The sequence below is a fragment of the Pseudomonas sp. GL-RE-26 genome (assembly GCF_019956275.1).
Classification (GTDB): Bacteria; Pseudomonadota; Gammaproteobacteria; order Pseudomonadales; family Pseudomonadaceae; genus Aquipseudomonas; species Aquipseudomonas grandcourensis.
In genome coordinates this window covers 76986-95092 of record NZ_JAHBDI010000005.1, presented here as the reverse complement: position 1 = coordinate 95092, position 18107 = coordinate 76986, and the positions used below count along the sequence as shown (strand labels likewise).

Here is an 18107-nt window from a genome sequence, read left to right as displayed (position 1 = left end):
TTTGTAGGCGCCGCGCTCCCAGTCGGGAACCGAGGGCGGAGGGAAGCTGAATGCAATCAGGTGAGCAAGTCTATGCAGTTCCCCATCACGCCTTGACCCAACGCTGGCGGCTCCAGCTGCTCAGCCCGTCGACGGCAAACACCAGCAGCAGCATGGCGAGGATCACCGTGCTGGCCTGGGCTTCCTGGAACAGGCTGAGGCTGACATAGAGCATTTGCCCCAAACCGCCGGCTCCGACAAATCCCAGCACGCTGGCCATGCGGATGTTGTTTTCCCAGCGGTACAGGATGTACGCCAACAGCTGCGGAAACAGGTTGGGCAGGGTGCCGTAGCAGAAGGCCCAGACGACGTTGCCGCCCTGCAAGCGGATGGCTTCGGCCGGTTGCGGCGGGGTGTTTTCCAGTGCTTCGGCGAACAATCGACCCAGCACCCCGGTGGTGTGCATGGCCAGTGCCAGGGTCCCGGCGTTGGGGCCGAGTCCGGCTGCCAGCACCATCAGCGCGGCCCACACCAGTTCCGGAATGGCGCGCAGGGCGTTAAGCACCAGTCGCGACGCACTCTGCAGAGGCCAACCGAAACGCCCGGCCGCCGGCAGTGCCAGCACCAGGCCCAATACCGCCGCGAGCAGGGTGCCGAGGGCCGACATGGCCATGGTTTCCACGGCGCCACGGCCGATGGCTTGCAGATGGCCGGTGCTCAGGTCCGGGCTGAGAAAACGCAGCACGTAGGCGCCCATCTGCTTCAGGTTACCGCTGCCGGTCAGTTCGCCGAGGTCGATGCCCAGATAGCGGAACGAAGCGATGACCGCTACGCCAATGCACAGGATCAGCAGCAGGTTGATCAGGCGATTCATGCGAACCTCCAGCGCAACAGGCGGCTGATCTGGTCGGCGAACAGCACCAGGATGAAAAAGGTCAGCAACATGCTCGCCACTTCACCGCCGGCGAACATGCGCAACGACAAGTCGATCTGCTGGCCCAGCCCGCCGGCGCCGACGAAGCCCATCACCACCGAGGCGCGGATCGCGCATTCCCAGCGGTACACCGTGTACGACAGCAACTCCGCCGCGACATTGGGCAGGATGCCGTAGCAGAACGCCGCCAACCGGCCGCTGCCGGCTTGCAACAGTGAGTGGGCGGGACGCTGGTCGACCGACTCGAAGATTTCCGCGTAGACCTTGCCCAACATGCCGCTGTAGGTGATGGCAATGGCCAGCACCCCGGCCGTAGGGCCAAGGCCGACGGCGCGCACGAACAGCAAGGCCCAGACGATTTCCGGCACACTGCGCAGGAAGATCAGCAGCCCGCGCACCGGCCAGCGCAACAGTCGGCCCAAGGCGCTCGGGCGACCGCTGCGCGAAGCTGCCGACAACGACAGCGCTCGACTGGCCAACAAGCTGGCAGGCACGGCCAACAGCAAGGCCAGGGCCATGCCGGCGGTGGCGATGGCCAGGGTTTGCAGCGTGGCTTGCCACAGCAACTGGATGAACTCTTCGCCATGGGCCGGTGGCCAGAAGGCCGAGACAAACCGGCCCATCTCACTCTGGCTGTCGGCCTTGAGCAGTACACCCAGGTCCAATTCGCTGAAATGAATACCCGGCCACAGCAGAGCAAGTGCCAACAGACTGAGCAGCAGGCGGGGCAGGGTGGCCGGGTCTCGTGTATCGCGCGTCAGCATCGTGGAATCTGCAGGCTCAAGGGCGCCACCGGAACGGGCGGCGATAGCAGTTGCTCGTTGGCGTAGAGCTTGTCGAGCAAATCGTGGTCGACGTCGCTGGCGGGAAGGTCGAACAGGACCTGCCCTTCACGCAAACCGATGATGCGTGAAAAGTGCGTCAGGGCCAGCTCCACCGCATGCAGGCTGGCGACCAGCGTCACGTTGTGCTCCCGGGCGTGGCGGCAGAGGATCGACAGGGTGTGCCCGGCCAGTACCGGGTCCATTGCCGACACCGGCTCATCGGCCAGCAGCACTTCGGGCGCCTGGTACAGCACCCGGGCAATGCCCACGCGCTGCAGTTGGCCGCCGGACAATTGCTGGCACTGGGCAAATAGCTTGTCACCCAGGTCCAGCTTGACCAGTGCCGCCCGCGCGCCCGGAACATCCACCGGATGCAGCAGGCTCAGCAGGCTTTTGGCAAAACTCCATTGCCCCAGCTTTCCGGCCAGCACCGCCGTGACCACCCGTTGCCGCGGTGGCAGGGGTGGCGCCTGGTGAACCAGGCCGATGCGCGCCCGCAGCTGCTGACGCCGATGGGCGCCAAGCTGCCAGGCGTGCTCGCCGAGTACCTCGACCGCACCGTCGTCCGGGCGCAGGGCGGTGGCCAGCACGTTGAGCAGGCTCGACTTGCCGGCACCGGACGGGCCGATGATTGCGACCTGCTCACCGGCAGCGATGTGCAGGTCGACCTCATGCAGTGCACGCACGCCGTTGCCGTGAGTCAGGCTGACCCGGTTCAGATGCAGTGTCATTTCAGCAGGTCGGCAGCGCGTGCGGCTTCCTCGATGCCCTTGTAGTTCTCAGGCTTGGTCTCGATGAAGCGACTGGCGGCTTGCAGGTCCAGAATCGCCTTTTGCTCCGGGTTGGCCGGGTCGAGCGCGAGGAAGGCCGCCTTGATTTTGTCAGCCAGGGCCGGGTCGAGGGTGCCGCGCACGGTCCAGTTGTAGTCGAAGTAGGCCGGCGTGGTGGCAAAGACCTTGACCTTGTCGGTATCGACCTTGCCGGCCTTGACCAGTTTTTCCCAGACGCTGGCATTGAGTACGCCGGCGTCGACCTTGCCGGCCTGAACCCAGGCGACGGTGGCGTCGTGGGCGCCGGAGTAACCGACACGGCTGAAATAGGTTTCAGGCTTGATGCCGTCCTTGAGCATGAAGTAACGCGGCATCAAGCTGCCGGACGTGGAAGACACCGAACCGAAGGCAAAGGACTTGCCCTTGAGGTCGGCCAGCGACTTGACGGCCGGGTCGGCGGTGATGAATTTGCTGGTGAACTGCGCATCCTGCTCACGCTGTACCAATGGAATGGCATTGCCGGTTTTCAGCCGCGCCTGCACGAACGTGAAGCCGCCCAGCCAGGCCATATCGATGCGGTCAGTGGCCAGGGCCTCGACCACTGCCGGGTAGTCGGACACCGGCACGAACTCGACCTTCATGCCCAGTTGCTTCTCCAGATATTCGCCCAGGGGCTTGAACTTGCGCTGCAATTCGGTGGGGGCTTCGTCGGGGATGGCGCTGACCTTGAGGGTCTCGGCAGCCTGTGCCAGCAGGGTGGAAAAGGATAGGGTCAGGCCGACGGCCAATGCCAGGGTACGTTTGAGCATGGAAGTTCTCCGGTTCAATAGCGGAAAAATGTCGATGCGCCCCGCACAAGCTGATTGCTGCACGACGCTTCGTGAGGGTAGACGAAAACGCCGCGATTATAGGGACTCTTGCGGGCTTGACCAGCGTTGAAGCAGGGGAGAGGGCCAAAACGGAACTGTAGGAGCGAGCCTGCTCGCGATTGCGGAGTGTCAGCCAGCATCAATATCGACTGATCCGCCGCCATCGCGAGCAGGCTCGCTCCTACAGTGGATTTCTGGTGAACACAAAATTTGTGTATGACAGAAATTCAAAAGTGTGGGAGCGAGCTTGCTTACATCCGCGCCAACGCCTGCGCCAGATCCGCCCGCAAATCCTCCACATCCTCGACCCCCACCGACAACCGCACCAACCCGTCGCCGATCCCCAGTTCTGCGCGGGTATCGGGTGGAATGGTGGCGTGGGTCATGATCGCCGGGTGTTCGATCAGGCTTTCCACACCGCCGAGGCTCTCGGCCAGGGCGAAGATCTGCACGTTCTCGAGGAAGCGTTTGGTGCCGGCCAGGTCGCTGTTGAGGTCAAGGGAAATCATCCCGCCGAAACCGCGCATTTGCCGTTTGGCCAGTTCATGTTGCGGGTGCGACGGCAGGCCGGGGTAGTAGACCCGTGCGACTTGCGGTTGGCGCTCCAGCCACTGCGCCAGGTCCAGTGCGTTACTGCAATGCCGTTCCATGCGCAGGGCCAGGGTCTTCACCCCGCGCAGGGTGAGGAAGGCATCGAACGGGCCGGCGATGGCGCCGACGGCGTTTTGCAGGAAGCCCAGGCGTTCGGCCAGTTCGGCGTTCTGCCCGACCACGGCGATGCCGCCGATCACGTCGGAGTGACCGTTGAGGTACTTGGTGGTCGAGTGCAGCACGATGTCGAAACCCAGCTCCAGCGGGCGCTGGATCCACGGGCTGGCGAAGGTGTTGTCGGCCACGCAGATGATGCCGCGCGCGCGGCAGGTGCGGGCGATGGCGGCAAGGTCGGTGAGGCGCAGCAGCGGATTGCTCGGGGTCTCGACCATGACCATGCGTGTGTCGTCTTGCAGGGAGGCCTCGAACGCCGCCAGGTCGGTCAGGTCGACGAAGCTGAAACGGTGCCCGGCGCTGCGCTGGCGCACCTTGTCGAACAGGCGGAAGGTGCCGCCGTACAGATCGTTGCCAGAGACGATGTGCGAGCCGGCGTCGAGCAGTTCCAGTACCGTGGAAATGGTCGCCAACCCCGAGGCGAAGGCAAAGCCCCGAGTGCCGCCTTCGAGGTCGGCCACGCAGCGCTCCAGCGCCCAGCGCGTCGGGTTGTGCGAACGCCCGTAGTCCAGGCCCTTGTGCACCCCAGGGCTCTGTTGCAGGTAGGTGGAGTTGGCGTAGATCGGCGGCATCAGCGCCCCGGTGGATGGGTCCGGCACTTGCCCGGCGTGGATCACCCGGGTGGCGAAGCCCTGTGGCGGGGCGTTTTTGTCCTGTTGACTCATGGCAGGGATCTCCGCAAATGGTTGAGCATGTCGGTTCGGGTAATCAGGCCGTGGAAGCCCGAGGCATCCTGGATGATCGCCACCAGCCCACGGCCCAGCTCGGCTTCCAGCTCGGCCAGGGTGGCATCGGGGGACAGGGTTTGCAGTTTGTCGGTCATGGCGCTGGAGACGGCCTTGCGAAAGTGCGCAACGTCTTCGTGCACGCCCAGCAGGATGTCGGATTCATCGATGACGCCGACCAGTTGTTTGCCGTTCACCAGCACCGGTAGCTGCGAGACATCCGCCAGGCGCATGCGTTGAAAAGCCGTCAGTAGCGTGTCATCCGGGCCGACGCTGATCACCCGGCCATCCTCGAAGCGCCGCGCGATCAGGTCGCGCAGGTCGCCGTAGTGCTTGCGTTGCAGCAGGCCCTGATCGTTCATCCACTGGTCGTTGTAGACCTTTGACAGGTAACGCGTCCCGGTGTCGCAGACGAAGCTCACCACCCGTTTCGGCTGGGTCTGTTCGCGGCAGTAACGCAACGCCGCCGCCAGCAAGGTGCCGGTGGATGAGCCGCCGAGAATGCCTTCGGCGCGCAGCAGTTGGCGGGCGTGATCAAAGCTTTCTTCGTCGCTGATCGAATAGGCGTGGCGCACGCTGGACAGGTCGGCAATCGACGGAATGAAGTCTTCGCCAATGCCTTCCACCGCCCAGGAACCGGGGGTGGGGAGGGTGCCGCCGCGGCTGTATTCAGCCATCACCGAACCGACCGGGTCGGCCAGGACCATTTCCAGGTCCGGCTGCACCCGTTTGAAGAAACGGGTCAGCCCGGTGAGGGTGCCGGCCGAACCGACGCCGACGACGATGGCGTCCACATCATGCTGGGTTTGCGCCCAGATCTCCGGCGCGGTGCTGCATTCGTGGGCCAGCGGGTTGGCGGGGTTGTTGAACTGGTCGGCGAAGAACGCGTCGGGAATTTCCGCCGCCAGCCGCGCGGCGACGTCCTGGTAGTACTCGGGATGGCCCTTGCCGACGTCGGAGCGGGTGATGTGCACCTCGGCGCCCATGGCCTTGAGGTGCAGGACCTTCTCGGTGGACATCTTGTCCGGCACCACCAGCACCACGCGGTAGCCCTTGGCGCGGCCGACCAGGGCCAGGCCCAGGCCAGTGTTGCCGGCGGTGGCTTCGACGATGGTGCCGCCGGGCCTGAGGCGACCATCGCGTTCGGCAGTGTCGATCATCGCCAGACCGATACGGTCCTTGATCGAACCGCCGGGGTTCTGGGATTCGAGTTTGAGAAACAGCGTACACGGGCCGGTATCGAAACGGCTGACGCGCACCAAAGGCGTGTTGCCGATCAGTTCGAGCACGGCGGGGCGAGAGTTGTCAGGCATGTCGTCACTTCCTTGCGCTATTCGCACTGGGTGGACATCGGCCGGCGCTGTGCCATCAGGCGTCAATCGCCGACATTGCATCGCTAGGACCATAGGCCGGGATCGGGCCTCCCGCAACCTTCCACAGCCGACCGGTCGGCTCGACGCTTTTTCCTCGCCAGCAACCACAAAAAACATAATTTCGCTATTTCCCGGCTCCGAACAGAATGCGGCCAACACCCTGACACCGATAGCCGCAGCAGAAGAACAACAGTGATCAGAATCGAGGCGGCAGCCATGACCGACCTGAATCAAACCACCTTTCAGAAGTGCACAGCCATGACAGTTGATAAAACCGCAATTGATACGCTTGTTGTTGGCGCCGGCCAGGCCGGCGTGGCCATGAGTGAACACCTGAGCAAGCTCGGTGTGCCTCACCTCGTTGTGGAGCGCAATCGTATCGCCGAAGCCTGGCGCACCGGTCGCTGGGATTCGCTGGTAGCCAACGGCCCGGCCTGGCACGACCGTTTCCCGGGGCTGGAATTCGACGGTCTGGACCCGGATGCCTTCGCCGGGAAAGAGCAGGTGGCTCAGTACTTCGAAGCCTATGCCAAGAAGTTCAACGCGCCGATCCGTACCGGCGTGGACGTGAAGAAAGTCGAACGTAACATCGACCGTCCCGGTTTCACCGTTGAAACCTCTGATGGCGTGATCGAGGCCCGGCATGTGGTGGTCGCCACCGGCCCGTTCCAGCGTCCGGCCATTCCGCCGATTGCTCCCGAAATCGCCGGCATCACCCAGATTCACTCCGCCCAATACTACAACCCGCAGCAACTGGCCGAAGGTGCGGTGCTGGTGGTGGGCGCAGGTTCCTCGGGCGTGCAGATCGCCGATGAACTGCAACGTTCCGGCAAGCAGGTCTACCTGTCGGTGGGCGCCCACGATCGTCCGCCGCGTGCCTATCGCAACCGTGATTTCTGTTGGTGGCTGGGGGTGCTCGGCGAGTGGGATGCCGAAGCCATGCAACCGGGCAAGGAACACGTGACCATCGCCGTGAGCGGTGCCCGTGGCGGCCACACCGTGGACTTCCGCCGGCTGGCTCACCAGGGCATGACCCTGGTCGGCCTGACCCAGACGTTCAACGGCGCTGTGGTGAGCTTCGAAAACAACCTCGCCGACAACATTAAACGTGGCGATGAAAACTACCTGGCGCTGCTCGACAAGGCCGACGCCTACATCGAACGCAACGGCCTGGACCTGCCGCTGGAACCCGAAGCCCGGGCCATGCTGGCGGACCCGGACTGCGTGACGAATCCAATCCTGGAGCTGGACCTGCTCAAGGCCGGCGTCACCACCATCATCTGGGCCACCGGTTACTCCACCGATTACAGCTGGCTGAAGGTCGATGCCTTCAAGGAAAACGGCAAGCCACAGCACCAACGCGGCGTGTCGGCCGAGCCGGGGGTGTATTTCGTCGGGTTGCCTTGGCAGTCCCGCCGCGGCTCCGCGTTTATCTGGGGCGTTTGGCACGACGCCAAGCACATCGCCGATCACATCGTTAAACAGCACACCTATCTCAACTATCGGGATGCGACCCAGCGTCAAGCCGAAGCCGCCCGTGCACCTATTCAGAAAGCCAGCCTCATGGGAGTTCGTTAATGCCTACTCATACCCGCATCCGCATGTTCAACACCAAAGACACCTACCCGAACCAGACGCTGGACAACGATTTGTGCCAGGCCGTGCGCGCCGGCAACACCGTGTATGTGCGTGGTCAGGTCGGCACCGATTTCAACGGCCAACTGGTGGGCCTCGGCGATCCGCGTGCCCAGGCCGAGCAGGCCATGCGCAACGTCAAGCAATTGCTGGAAGAGGCGGGCAGCGACATGAGCCATATCGTCAAGACCACCACCTACTTGATCGACCCGCGCTACCGCGAGCCGGTCTACCAGGAAGTCGGCAAGTGGCTCAAGGGTGTGTTCCCGATTTCCACCGGCCTGGTGGTCAGCGCCCTCGGCCAGCCGCAGTGGCTGATGGAAATCGATGTGATCGCTGTCATCCCTGAATAAGGAATTCGCCATGACTTTTTCCATCGTGGGTCGCTGCGCCGAGACCGGCCAGCTGGGCATTGCCATCAGCTCTTCGAGCATTGCCGTCGGCGCGCGCTGCCCGTGGCTGCGTGCCGGTGTCGGCGCGGTGTCGAGCCAGAACATCACGCTGCCGGCCCTCGGCCCGCAGATCCTCGATGAACTGGCCAACGGCTCGGCGCCGCCCCAGGCGCTGGACCATTCGTTGACCCGCAACGGCTACAGCCAGTATCGGCAGGTGGCGGTGGTGGATGCCCATGGGCGTACGGCGGTGTTCAGCGGCAACCATGCCCTGGGCATCAATAACGCTGTGGCCGGTGACCAATGCGTGGCGGCCGGCAACCTGCTGGCCAACAGCGGGGTGATTGAGGCGATGGTCGCGGCGTTCGAAAACAGCGAAGGCTGCCTCGCCACCCGGCTGATGAGCGCCTTGCAGGCCGGGCAGGATGCCGGTGGCGAAGCCGGCGCGGTGCACTCGGCGGCGCTGTCGGTGGTGGGTGACCTGACCTGGCCGATTGTCGACCTGCGGGTGGATTGGGCCGATGAAAACCCGATTGGCGAGCTGGGCAAACTGTGGACGGCCTACGAGCCGCAACTTCAGGATTATCTGACCCGCGCCCTCAATCCGACCCTGGCCCCCGCATATGGAGTGCCCGGCGATGAGTGAGTTGCGCAGCCGCGACTTGCTCGCGCGATTGATCGGGTTCGCCACGGTCAGCCGCGATTCGAACCTGGCGCTGATCGAGTTCGTACGTGACTACCTGCACGAACTGGGCGTGGAGTGCGAACTGATCTACAACGCCGAGCGGACCAAGGCCAATCTGTTGGCCACGGTCGGCCCGCGTGTGGTCGGCGGCATAGTGCTGTCCGGGCACACCGACGTGGTGCCGGTGGACGGCCAGGCCTGGACGGTCGAGCCATTCAGCCTGAGCGAGGCGAATGGCAAGCTTTACGGCCGTGGCACCGCGGACATGAAGGGCTATCTGGCTTCGGTGCTGGCGGCGGTGCCGATGTTTCTCTCCAGCCCTTTGAAGCGCCCGGTGCATTTGGCGTTTTCCTATGACGAAGAGGTCGGCTGCCTCGGTGTGCGCGGTTTGCTGGAAGTGCTGCCCCAGCGCATCCCGGCTCCGGCGTTGTGCCTGATCGGCGAGCCGACCGAGCTTAAGCCGGTGCTCGGCCACAAGGGCAAACTGGCGATGCGTTGTCATGTACGCGGCGCCGCCTGTCATTCGGCCTACGCGCCTTACGGGGTCAATGCCATCGAGCAGGCCGCGCGCCTGATCGGTCGGTTGGGCGACATCGGCGCCACCCTGGCCCGGCCACAACTGCATGACAAGCGCTTCGATCCGGCGTTCTCGACCGTGCAGGTCGGAGTGATCCAGGGCGGTACGGCGCTGAACATCGTGCCAGCGGACTGTCGTTTCGATTTCGAGATCCGCGCCTTGCCCGACTTCGCCCCGCAAGTGGTCGTCGACGAACTGCAGGACTACGCCGAGCAGACGCTGCTGCCGGCCATGCAGGCCGTGGACACCGATACCGCTATCCGCTTTGAAAAAATCTCGGCCTATCCCGGCCTGGCGACACCCGTCGACAGCGCGGCGGCCCGGCTGATTGCCCAACTGTGCGGCAGCGACGAGTTCAGCACCGTGGCCTTTGGCACCGAAGGCGGGCTGTTCGATCAGGCCGGCATTCCTTCGGTGGTCTGCGGCCCCGGCAGCATGGACCAGGGGCACAAGCCCGATGAATTTGTCAGCGTTGTTCAGATGGCGGCCTGTGACCGCCTGATGGATCGCCTGGCGGCTTACTTGAGTGAATCCGAACACCCATAACAACAACGGGCCGACAAGCCCCGAGGAAGCGATCCATGTCCAGATCCTTGCGTTGCAGTGTTCCGTTTGCCCTGGCGTTGCTGAGTGCCAGTGTGTGGGCGGCCCCCCAGGACCTCACCGTGATTTCCTTCGGTGGTGCTACCAAACAGGCCCAGGATAAGGCCTATTTCCAGCCCTTCAACGCCAGCGGCGCGGGCAACATCATCGCCGGTGAGTACAACGGCGAGCTGTCGAAGATCAAGGCCATGGTCTCCGCCGGCCACACCAGTTGGGACGTGGTCGAAGTCGAAAGCCCCGAGTTGTTGCGCGGCTGCGAGGAGGGCCTGTTCGAGAAGCTCGATCAAGGACGCTTCGGTGATTCGGCGAACTTCGTGCCCGGTGCGTTGACCGAGTGCGGCGTCGCAACCTATGTCTGGTCGATGGTCATGGCCTACGACCAGAGCAAGCAGGCCAAGGCGCCGCAGTCCTGGGCGGATTTCTGGAACGTCGCCGACTTCCCGGGCAAGCGCGGCCTGCGCAAGAGCGCCAAGTACACCCTGGAAATCGCGTTGCTGGCCGATGGCGTCAAGGCGGACGACGTGTACAAGGTCCTGAACACCCCGCAAGGCGTGACGCGGGCCTTTGCCAAGCTCGACCAGATCAAGCCGAACATCCAGTGGTGGGAGGCGGGCGCGCAACCGGCGCAATGGCTGGTGGCCGGGGACGTGGTGATGAGCGCCGCCTACAACGGCCGGATCGCTTCGGCGCAGAAGGAAGGCATGAAGCTGAGCATCGTCTGGCCGCAGAGCCTGTACGACCCGGAATACTGGGCGGTGGTCAAAGGCACGCCGAACAAGGCATTGGCGGAAAACTTCATCGCATTTGCCAGCCAGCCACAGACGCAAAAAGTCTTCTCTGAAACCATCCCCTACGGGCCGGTGCATCGCCAGACCCTGCCATTGCTGCCCAAGGACGTGCAGGAGCAACTGCCAACCGCCGAGGCCAACCTGGCCGGCGCCCGGGCCGTGGACGCGGAGTTCTGGGTCGACCATGGCGAGGAGCTTGAACAGCGCTTCAATGCCTGGGCTGCGCGCTGATACAGGCACCGCATAACCTCTGTGGGAGCGGGCTTGCTCGCGAAAGCGGTATGTCAGTCACATCGATGTTGGATGTGCCGCCGTCTTCGCGAGCAAGCCCGCTCCCACAAAAAAGCCTGGTGAAAAACCTCGGGTTCAAGCTTTGCCGCCTGCGCGCAGTGGTGATGGTAGTCAGTTAATCGGCCTGATCGTCACCACACCGCTGTACTACTGGCTGGCCAACCGCGATACGGCCTATCGCCGGCGCCTGAACGCGGCCGGTCTGATGCCGACCAACAGTTGATCGGGCCTGTGGCACAGGCGTACCGGGTTGAAATGATTGTGTAATTCGGGATGGTCGTTTGCCGGGCGTATCGCTATGCTCAGCGAGTTTGCCAAACGCCAATGATAACAATCACAGTGAAACCATGAGCCAATCAGACACGCGTGCGACTGTTCTAGCGCAGTATCCGGAAGACTCCCGCGAGGCCGCGGCATTGCTCAAGCAGGCAGTGCCGCTGATGGTTCGTCACAACATTCCGCCCAACCCGGTGCACTACGCGCTCTGGTACACCTATAGCAAGGGCCAGGAGCCGGAGCTCAACCGGCACCTGGACCGGGTGGTCAACGACTTCGACTATTTTCCGCCGGAGTCGGCCACCAAACTGTTTCGCGAGTACATCATCCGCGATGAACTGGCGGACGCCCGCTCCGGGCAGCAGGATGCAATCAACCTGGTCGACGACATGGAGCGCGATGTTTCGCGCAGCGTGAAAGGCAACCAGAACTTCCAGGCCAGCCTCGGCCAATACCTGCAAATGCTCGAAGAACCCGCCAACGAGCGCTTGCCGAGCATCCTGATCCAGCTGCAACAGAGCACCCGGCTGATGCAGGGGCAGCAGGAGCATTTCCTCGCCCAGTTGCAGTCGGCGCAGCATGAAATCAAAAGCCTGCGGGACAAGCTGGAACGCGCCCAATTGGCCGCGACCCTCGATGGCCTGACCGAATTGCTCAACCGCACCACCTTCAACCGCCAGCTTGAACAGGCCATGGGCAACATGGCGACGGGCGTGGCGCTGGTGATGCTGGATATCGACCACTTCAAGCAATTCAACGACCAGTACGGCCATCCCTTGGGCGACCGCGTGCTTCAGCATGTCGCCCGGGTGTTACGCGATTCTCTGCCCGAAGAAGCGTTCGCGGCGCGTTATGGCGGTGAGGAGTTCTGCGTGGTGCTCAAGGATTGCCCGGACCTGGCCGCCGCGGGCGCTTTTGCCGAGCGCCTGCGCTTGAAAATCCAGTCGCTGCGGGTCAAGGCCCGGGGCACCGACACGGTGCTGGACACCATCACCGCGTCGTTCGGCGTGGCCCATGCGCAAACTGGCGACACACCGGAAAGCCTGTTGACCCGCGCCGACGACGCGCTGTACCAGGCCAAGCGCAACGGACGCAATCAGGTGCGTCAGCAGCCTGACGTAGCGGTCGGGGCCGTTTAGCCGAGGATGAAGTAGACCTTGCGCACCTGCGTAAGGTTTTCCCAGGTGCCGGTGAAGCCGCTGGCCACCACGAACGAATCACCGGGGCCGAACGTGCGCGCGACGCCCTCGGCATCGGTCAGGCGCACGCTGCCTTCAAGGATGTGACACAGCTCGTCGTAATCGCACTGACAGCGCTCCCGGTGCGGTCCTGCCTCCCAGATGCCGGCCACGGCGTTTTTCCCGGGCTGTACAAAGTGCCGCCAACTCTTGCTGCGACAAGTCGCGTCGACCACGGCCGGGTCGTTGATTTCGGTTTCACGGGGGGCAAGGTCGCTGGCGAAGTCGATGACGTGCCGGGGCAGGGCTGTGGACATGGTGGTCTCCGGATCAGGAATCGAAACCGATGCCAAAGGCATCGAAGGTCTTGAGCAGCAGGTCGCGGTGACCGTCGCGGTCTTCGCGCGCCAGTGAACGCTGGGCCAGTTTCACGCCAACATAACGCAAGGGTTCGGGCGGAAAGCGGAACGGAGCCTTGGAGGTCATCAGCAGTTCGGTGCGTTCGGTGCGCTCGCCGGCCAGCAGGTCGAGCATGTTCAGCGCGGCGAAGCGGCTGGCGGACACCCCTTGCCCGGTGAAGCCCAAGGCATAGGCGACGCGGCCCTGGTGCTCGCAACCGGTGAACATCGTGGTGCGCGCGGAGGTGTCGATGATGCCGCCCCAGGCATGGCTGAAACGCACGTCGCCCAGGGCCGGGAAAGTCTGGTGAAACTGTTCGGCCAGGCGCTGGAAGCTTTGCGGGCGCTGGGTCAGGGCTTCGTCGCGGCGACCGCCGAAATGGTAGATGGCATCAAAGCCGGCCCAGAGAATGCGGTTGTCGGCGGTCTTGCGCAGGTAGTGGAACTGGTTGCCGGCGTCGGCGATGCCGTAGCGTCCGGTCCAGCCGATGGCTTGCAGTTGCGCATCGCTCAAGGGTTCGCTGACCAGGCTGTAGTCGTACACCGGGATCACGCTCGATGCCAGATGGCCGAGCAGCGGCGGGGCGATGTTGGTGGCGAGGGCGACTTTTCCAGCGGTCACTTCGCCGCTTTCTGTGCGCAGGTGCAAATTGTCTTTGTCCGCATTCAGTTGCAGCACCGGGCTGTTTTCGAACAGCTGAATGCCTTGCTCAAGGCACACGCGGCGCAGTTCAGCGGCCATTTTTGCCGGGTTGAGCAGGGCGTAATTGGGTTCGAACAGGCCGGCTGCATACGTCGGTGAATCAAGCTTCTGTGCCAGCTCGCTGCCTTCCAGCCACTGGCAGTCGATACCGAATCGCGCATAGTTGCGCTGCATTGAGCGCAGCCCGTCGACCTGCCACGGCTGGCTGGCGACGTTGAGTTTGCCCTGGCGTTCGAACTCGACGTGCATGCCGAAGCGTTGCAGGTCGGCGGCCAGTTCATCGAGGTTCTGCCGGCCCAGGCGGATCAGTTGCTCTGCTTCATCCGGCCAGCGCTTGAGTGCGTTGGACACTCCGTGGGAAATGCTTGGTGCGCAGAAGCCGCCATTGCGTCCACTGGCCTCACCGCCGCAGCGTCGCGCCTCGATGATCGCGATGCTCAACCCGGGGTTGCGCTGGCGCGCCAGTAGCGCCGTCCACAATCCGGTAAAGCCACCGCCGACCACCGCCAGGTCGCACTGCACCGTGCCGGCGACGGAAGGTGCGGCGGGTGGCGGGGTGACGGTGTCCTGCCAGAAGGGATGGGGCAGGACGTGGTCGAGGGAATCGAGACGCGGTGGGGCATTCATGCTGAAACTCCGGCGGTGTGTCGGGCAGCGACGATTGCGTTCGGTTGCCCGGCGGTTTTTGTTGTTTTGGCTAGAGGTCTGGAAGCGCCAGGATCGCGCGCGCGGCAATGTCGGTGCCGCGGGTCGCCTGCATGGGCTCACTGAACGATTTGAGGCGTTTTTTCATCGCTTGGTCGGCCAGCAGCTGTTCGAGGGCGGCGGGCAGGGCGGCCAGGGGATCGGCAAAGCGCGGCAGGTAGCGACCGACGCCGACTTCCTCGGCGCGGGCAGCGTTGTCGTGGCCGTCCCAGCAGTACGGAATGATCAGCGACGGCAGGCCGAAATACAGCGCTTCACAGAAGCTGTTGTTGCCACCGTGGTGGATGAACAACTGGCATTCCTTGAGCACCGCCGGCTGGGCAAACCAGCTGTCGAGGTACACGTTGTCCGGCACGGTGGTGTACATGTCGCGGTAGGCGCCGACGTTGACCAGGAAGCGGTACGGCAAGGTTTCGATTGTACTGATCAGGCGCTTCATCATCCCGGTATCGGCGGCACCGAGGCTGCCGAAGCTGAGGTAGATCAGCGGCGCGTCGTTGTGCCGTGGAAAGTCCGGGACGATGTACGGCGCTTCGCGGCGCACGCAACCGTCGAGGTACACGTAGCGTTGCGGGTCCAGCGGTTGCTGGCGCTCATAGCGCACTGGCGTCGGTGACAGCAGCAGGTTCAGCCATGGCGAGTCAGTGAGGAACTGCCCCGCTGGGCACGGCGCGGTGCTGTTGCCGAGGAGGAATTGCGAAAAGCGTTCATGGGCCGGCGCGACGGCCTTGAGGTACTGCTCGGTGTAGCGCTCGCAGGCCTGGGTGTCGCTGGCCAGGCATCCGGACAGGTACGGCGGAACAGCCGCATCCGGCAGTTCGGTTTCGGCGCACGACACCACTCGCACCCAGGGGCAACCGGCGTTGGCGATGGCCGGGAACATCACCACGTTATCGAGCACGATCACATCGGGCTTGAGGCGGCCGAGCAACTGCTGCAAGGGTTTTTCCGCTTCGATGGCGGTGTCGATGATGGCTTCCCAAGCGGGCGCAACGTAGCTGTCGATCTGTGCCAGCGGGGTCTGGTCGAAGTAGGGAATGCTGCGCTCGATGAAGCGCTCCCAGTAGTGCTGGTGTTCCGCTGCCGACAATGGGCTCGCTTGCGGAATCGGGTACTCGTCGAAACCGTATTCGGCGAACAACCCCTGGAAATGCTCATGGCAGATGAACACCGGTTTGGCGCCCATCTCGCGCAGCGACTGAGCGATACCAATGCAGTTCAAGGCCGCGCCGAAACTGGCTTCCGGAAACAGGGCGATCAGTTTTTGTTTTTGCATGGCGAGGGACTGTCCATGGCGGGTCAGACCCGCCGCTCCTGAAGGTGTTTTTGATGCTGTCTTATTTTCAAAAAAAAATCATCATGTTTTTGCGAGGCGGTTAGCGACGCCCGAGCAGATGACTTTGCGGGATGCCACGGTTGGCGGTTTGCGGGCGTTGCGCGGCGCTCAGGCGCAGGTGCAGGCGCAGCAGGTCGGCGGCAATCTCCATCTGCCCGCGTTCGATCTGCGCGATGATCTGCAGGTGTTCGCGCAGGGCTTCCTGCAGGCGGTGCACACTCACCGATGGCAGCAGGTTCGGCAAGCGGCGCAGGCCTTGATGCTTGAGCAGGGCGTCGCTGATGAAGCGGTTGCCGCAGCTCTGGGCCAGCAGTTCGTGGAAGCTGATGTCCAGTTCGCGAAACTGTTGGATGTCGAAGTCTTCCACGGGGCGGGCGAGCAGGCTTTGCGTGGCGCTGCGCAGCAACGCAAGGCGTTGTGGGTCGGCGTTGAAGCTCGGGCTGAGCAAGGCTTCGGGTTCGAGAGTCAGGCGGAATTTCAGGCTTTCTTCGAGGGCGGCCAGGCTGTTCAGTGACGGACGAAACAGCCAGGACTGGCCGGGGCCGCGCTCGATGGCCTGGTTTTCGCTCAATTGCTGCAGGGCCTTTTGTGCCGCCGGCCGGCCGATGTCGTAGCGGCGCATCAGCTCACTGATGCTGATGCTGTCGCCCAGGCGCCCGGCCATGCGGTCGCGCAGCACCGAGGCGGCCAGTTCTTCTTCCTCGGCCTGGGGCAGCGCGGCGTTGAAGGCCTGGCCCGTCGGCGAGGCCAGCAACCGGTAGCCCTTGCCGGCTTCGTGACTCAGCAGGTTTTCTTCCAGTAGCACTTTCAGCGCGCCGCGAATCAGCGTGCGCGAGACCTGGAAGGTCCGGGCCAGGGCCTGTTCGGCCACCGGGTCGCCGGCCACCAGGCCGCTTTCCTGGGTGTGCTCGAGGATGCGCCGGGCCAGTTCCAGGTGATTGGTGCGCGGTTTTTTTTCGGCTGTCGTGCTCAAGCGTCTTTTCTCGTTGTGATCCGCTGTCGGACTCAGTTGCCCATCTTATGTCATGCGCCGGCGAAGCGTCAGGCTGGAAAAAATGCGTTGACATCTTTTGATACTGGTCCTAATTTCTAAAAAAAAACACCAGCAATCGTTTCTCGTTTTGCCGTACTGCCTTCGAACACAACAATAAACAATCGTCGGGTGAGTATTTATGAGCAAGCTGAATGATCTTCTGTGCGTGGGATTGGCCGTTTCCCTGGCGATCGCTTCACAGGCTGCAAGTGCGAAAGACATGGTGATTTCCATCTGGGACGGCTACATGGCCCCGGATGCGCTGGACAAGTTCAAGGCTGCCAGCGGTGTGGACGTCGACAAGGCGCTGCACGCCACCAACGAAGAAATCATGGGCAAGCTGATGGCGTCCGGTGGTGAAGGTTACGACGTGGTGTTCGTCTCCTCGCCTTTCGCCGAAGTCCTGCACAAACAGGGGCTGCTGGCGGACATCGATCCGGTCAAGGTCCCCAACCTGAAAAACCTCTACCCCGAAGCCACACACCTGGAATATGACCAGGGCAACCGGTTTTCCGTGCCTTACACCTGGGGCACAACCGGCATCTGCTACCGCTCCGACAAGGTGACGCCGGCGCCACAGAGCTGGAACGAGCTGCTCAATCCGAGCGATGCCCTCAAGGGCAAGGTGACGATGCTCGCCACCGACCGCTGGATGCTCGGCGCCGGTTTCCTCGCCAAGGGCTGGTCGGTCAACGACAGCGACCCCGCGCAAATCGCCGCCGTTCGCGATCAACTGATCGCCACCAAAAAACGCATTCTCTCCTTCGACGACACCACCTTCTATTCCAAGCTGGCCTCCGGCGAATCGTTGATGGCCCACGCCTGGGACGGCTGGTGCAACTACGGCACCCAGGCCAACGCGGCGATCAAGTTCGTGGTGCCCAAGGAAGGTTCCGACCTGTGGGTGGACACCATGGTGGTGCTCAAGAGCTCGAAGCACCAGGACGACGCCTTCAAGTTCATCAACTTCATGCTGGCTAAGGAAAACCACGCCTGGGTCGCTGAAAACATCCTCTACAAAGTCCCCAACCAGGCGGCCATGGCCGGGTTGTCCGCTGACTTGCTCAAGCAATACCCCAACCTGACCATCGCCCCCGCCGAACTGCTGAAAATGGAGCAGTTGCGCGACCTGGGCGGCACCACGCAAAAGGCCTACACCCGCGCCGTCACCGAAATCATGGCAGCGCAGAACTAACGCCACGTCGATCCGAGGCATGCCCGGCATGCCTCGCCACGCTCGCAAGCCGCCTCTGTCCTGAGGCGGGAGG

Annotated in this window: 18 protein-coding genes; 8 read left to right on the top strand and 10 right to left on the bottom strand. The window is 63.3% G+C overall.

Features of this window, described 5'->3' with window-relative positions:
• Positions 1-85 precede the first annotated feature (85 nt).
• The 6 genes from phnE to KGB07_RS03900 form a co-directional block, all read right to left on the bottom strand.
• Complete coding sequence (gene phnE, locus KGB07_RS03925) at positions 86-853, bottom strand: phosphonate ABC transporter, permease protein PhnE (protein WP_046042483.1); 768 nt, start codon at positions 851-853, stop codon at positions 86-88.
• Positions 850-1677, bottom strand: a complete 828-nt coding sequence (locus KGB07_RS03920) for a PhnE/PtxC family ABC transporter permease (RefSeq protein WP_046042481.1) — start codon at positions 1675-1677, stop codon at positions 850-852. The genes phnE and KGB07_RS03920 overlap by 4 nt, the downstream gene beginning before the upstream one ends.
• Positions 1671-2468, bottom strand: a complete 798-nt coding sequence (locus tag KGB07_RS03915) for a phosphonate ABC transporter ATP-binding protein (RefSeq protein WP_223464620.1) — start codon at positions 2466-2468, stop codon at positions 1671-1673. Before KGB07_RS03915 ends, KGB07_RS03920 begins: the two co-directional genes overlap by 7 nt.
• Positions 2465-3316, bottom strand: coding sequence for a putative selenate ABC transporter substrate-binding protein (locus KGB07_RS03910; RefSeq protein WP_046042479.1), 852 nt, complete (start codon positions 3314-3316; stop codon positions 2465-2467). Before KGB07_RS03910 ends, KGB07_RS03915 begins: the two co-directional genes overlap by 4 nt.
• A gap of 311 nt (positions 3317-3627) precedes the next feature.
• A complete protein-coding gene (locus KGB07_RS03905) occupies positions 3628-4806 on the bottom strand; it encodes a trans-sulfuration enzyme family protein (RefSeq protein ID WP_046042478.1) in 1179 nt (392 codons plus the stop codon).
• Positions 4803-6179 (bottom strand): pyridoxal-phosphate dependent enzyme, encoded by a 1377-nt coding sequence (locus KGB07_RS03900; protein WP_056727372.1) that lies wholly within the window; start codon positions 6177-6179, stop codon positions 4803-4805. Before KGB07_RS03900 ends, KGB07_RS03905 begins: the two co-directional genes overlap by 4 nt.
• Before the next feature lie 276 nt (positions 6180-6455).
• On the opposite strand from KGB07_RS03900, the gene KGB07_RS03895 reads away from it, so the two are divergent.
• From KGB07_RS03895 to KGB07_RS03865, 7 genes are all read left to right on the top strand, one after another.
• Complete coding sequence (locus KGB07_RS03895; protein ID WP_223464619.1) at positions 6456-7817, top strand: flavin-containing monooxygenase; 1362 nt, start codon at positions 6456-6458, stop codon at positions 7815-7817.
• The gene (locus KGB07_RS03890) at positions 7817-8227 is read left to right on the top strand and encodes a RidA family protein (protein WP_046042476.1); all 411 of its coding nucleotides are present in this window, start codon (positions 7817-7819) and stop codon (positions 8225-8227) included. Before KGB07_RS03895 ends, KGB07_RS03890 begins: the two co-directional genes overlap by 1 nt.
• Before the next feature lie 10 nt (positions 8228-8237).
• Positions 8238-8912 (top strand): DUF1028 domain-containing protein, encoded by a 675-nt coding sequence (locus KGB07_RS03885; protein WP_218486173.1) that lies wholly within the window; start codon positions 8238-8240, stop codon positions 8910-8912.
• The gene (argE, locus tag KGB07_RS03880) at positions 8905-10074 is read left to right on the top strand and encodes an acetylornithine deacetylase (RefSeq protein WP_223464618.1); all 1170 of its coding nucleotides are present in this window, start codon (positions 8905-8907) and stop codon (positions 10072-10074) included. The genes KGB07_RS03885 and argE overlap by 8 nt, the downstream gene beginning before the upstream one ends.
• A 35-nt stretch (positions 10075-10109) precedes the next feature.
• Positions 10110-11150 (top strand): ABC transporter substrate-binding protein, encoded by a 1041-nt coding sequence (locus KGB07_RS03875; RefSeq protein ID WP_046042472.1) that lies wholly within the window; start codon positions 10110-10112, stop codon positions 11148-11150.
• 142 nt (positions 11151-11292) lie between these two features.
• Positions 11293-11433, top strand: coding sequence for a hypothetical protein (locus KGB07_RS03870; RefSeq protein WP_185754831.1), 141 nt, complete (start codon positions 11293-11295; stop codon positions 11431-11433).
• Between the two features lie 124 nt (positions 11434-11557).
• Positions 11558-12625, top strand: coding sequence for a GGDEF domain-containing protein (locus KGB07_RS03865; protein ID WP_223464617.1), 1068 nt, complete (start codon positions 11558-11560; stop codon positions 12623-12625).
• On the opposite strand, the gene KGB07_RS03860 is transcribed toward KGB07_RS03865, so the two are convergent.
• The 4 genes from KGB07_RS03860 to KGB07_RS03845 all read right to left on the bottom strand — a co-directional run bounded on the left by KGB07_RS03860 (position 12622) and on the right by KGB07_RS03845 (position 16779).
• The gene (locus KGB07_RS03860) at positions 12622-12981 is read right to left on the bottom strand and encodes a cupin domain-containing protein (RefSeq protein ID WP_046042469.1); all 360 of its coding nucleotides are present in this window, start codon (positions 12979-12981) and stop codon (positions 12622-12624) included. The two genes, KGB07_RS03865 and KGB07_RS03860, sit on opposite strands and share 4 nt — an antisense overlap.
• 13 nt (positions 12982-12994) lie before the next feature.
• Positions 12995-14392 (bottom strand): NAD(P)/FAD-dependent oxidoreductase, encoded by a 1398-nt coding sequence (locus KGB07_RS03855; protein WP_046042468.1) that lies wholly within the window; start codon positions 14390-14392, stop codon positions 12995-12997.
• A gap of 70 nt (positions 14393-14462) precedes the next feature.
• Complete coding sequence (locus tag KGB07_RS03850) at positions 14463-15746, bottom strand: nucleotide disphospho-sugar-binding domain-containing protein (RefSeq protein WP_046042467.1); 1284 nt, start codon at positions 15744-15746, stop codon at positions 14463-14465.
• 100 nt (positions 15747-15846) lie between these two features.
• On the bottom strand, positions 15847-16779 hold the full coding sequence (locus tag KGB07_RS03845; protein WP_223464616.1) for a GntR family transcriptional regulator: 933 nt from the start codon (positions 16777-16779) through the stop codon (positions 15847-15849).
• Positions 16780-16978: 199 nt separating this feature from the next.
• Between KGB07_RS03845 and KGB07_RS03840 the strand changes: the two genes are divergently transcribed.
• Positions 16979-18034, top strand: coding sequence for a spermidine/putrescine ABC transporter substrate-binding protein (locus KGB07_RS03840; RefSeq protein WP_046042465.1), 1056 nt, complete (start codon positions 16979-16981; stop codon positions 18032-18034).
• The last annotated feature ends 73 nt before the right edge of the window (positions 18035-18107 follow it).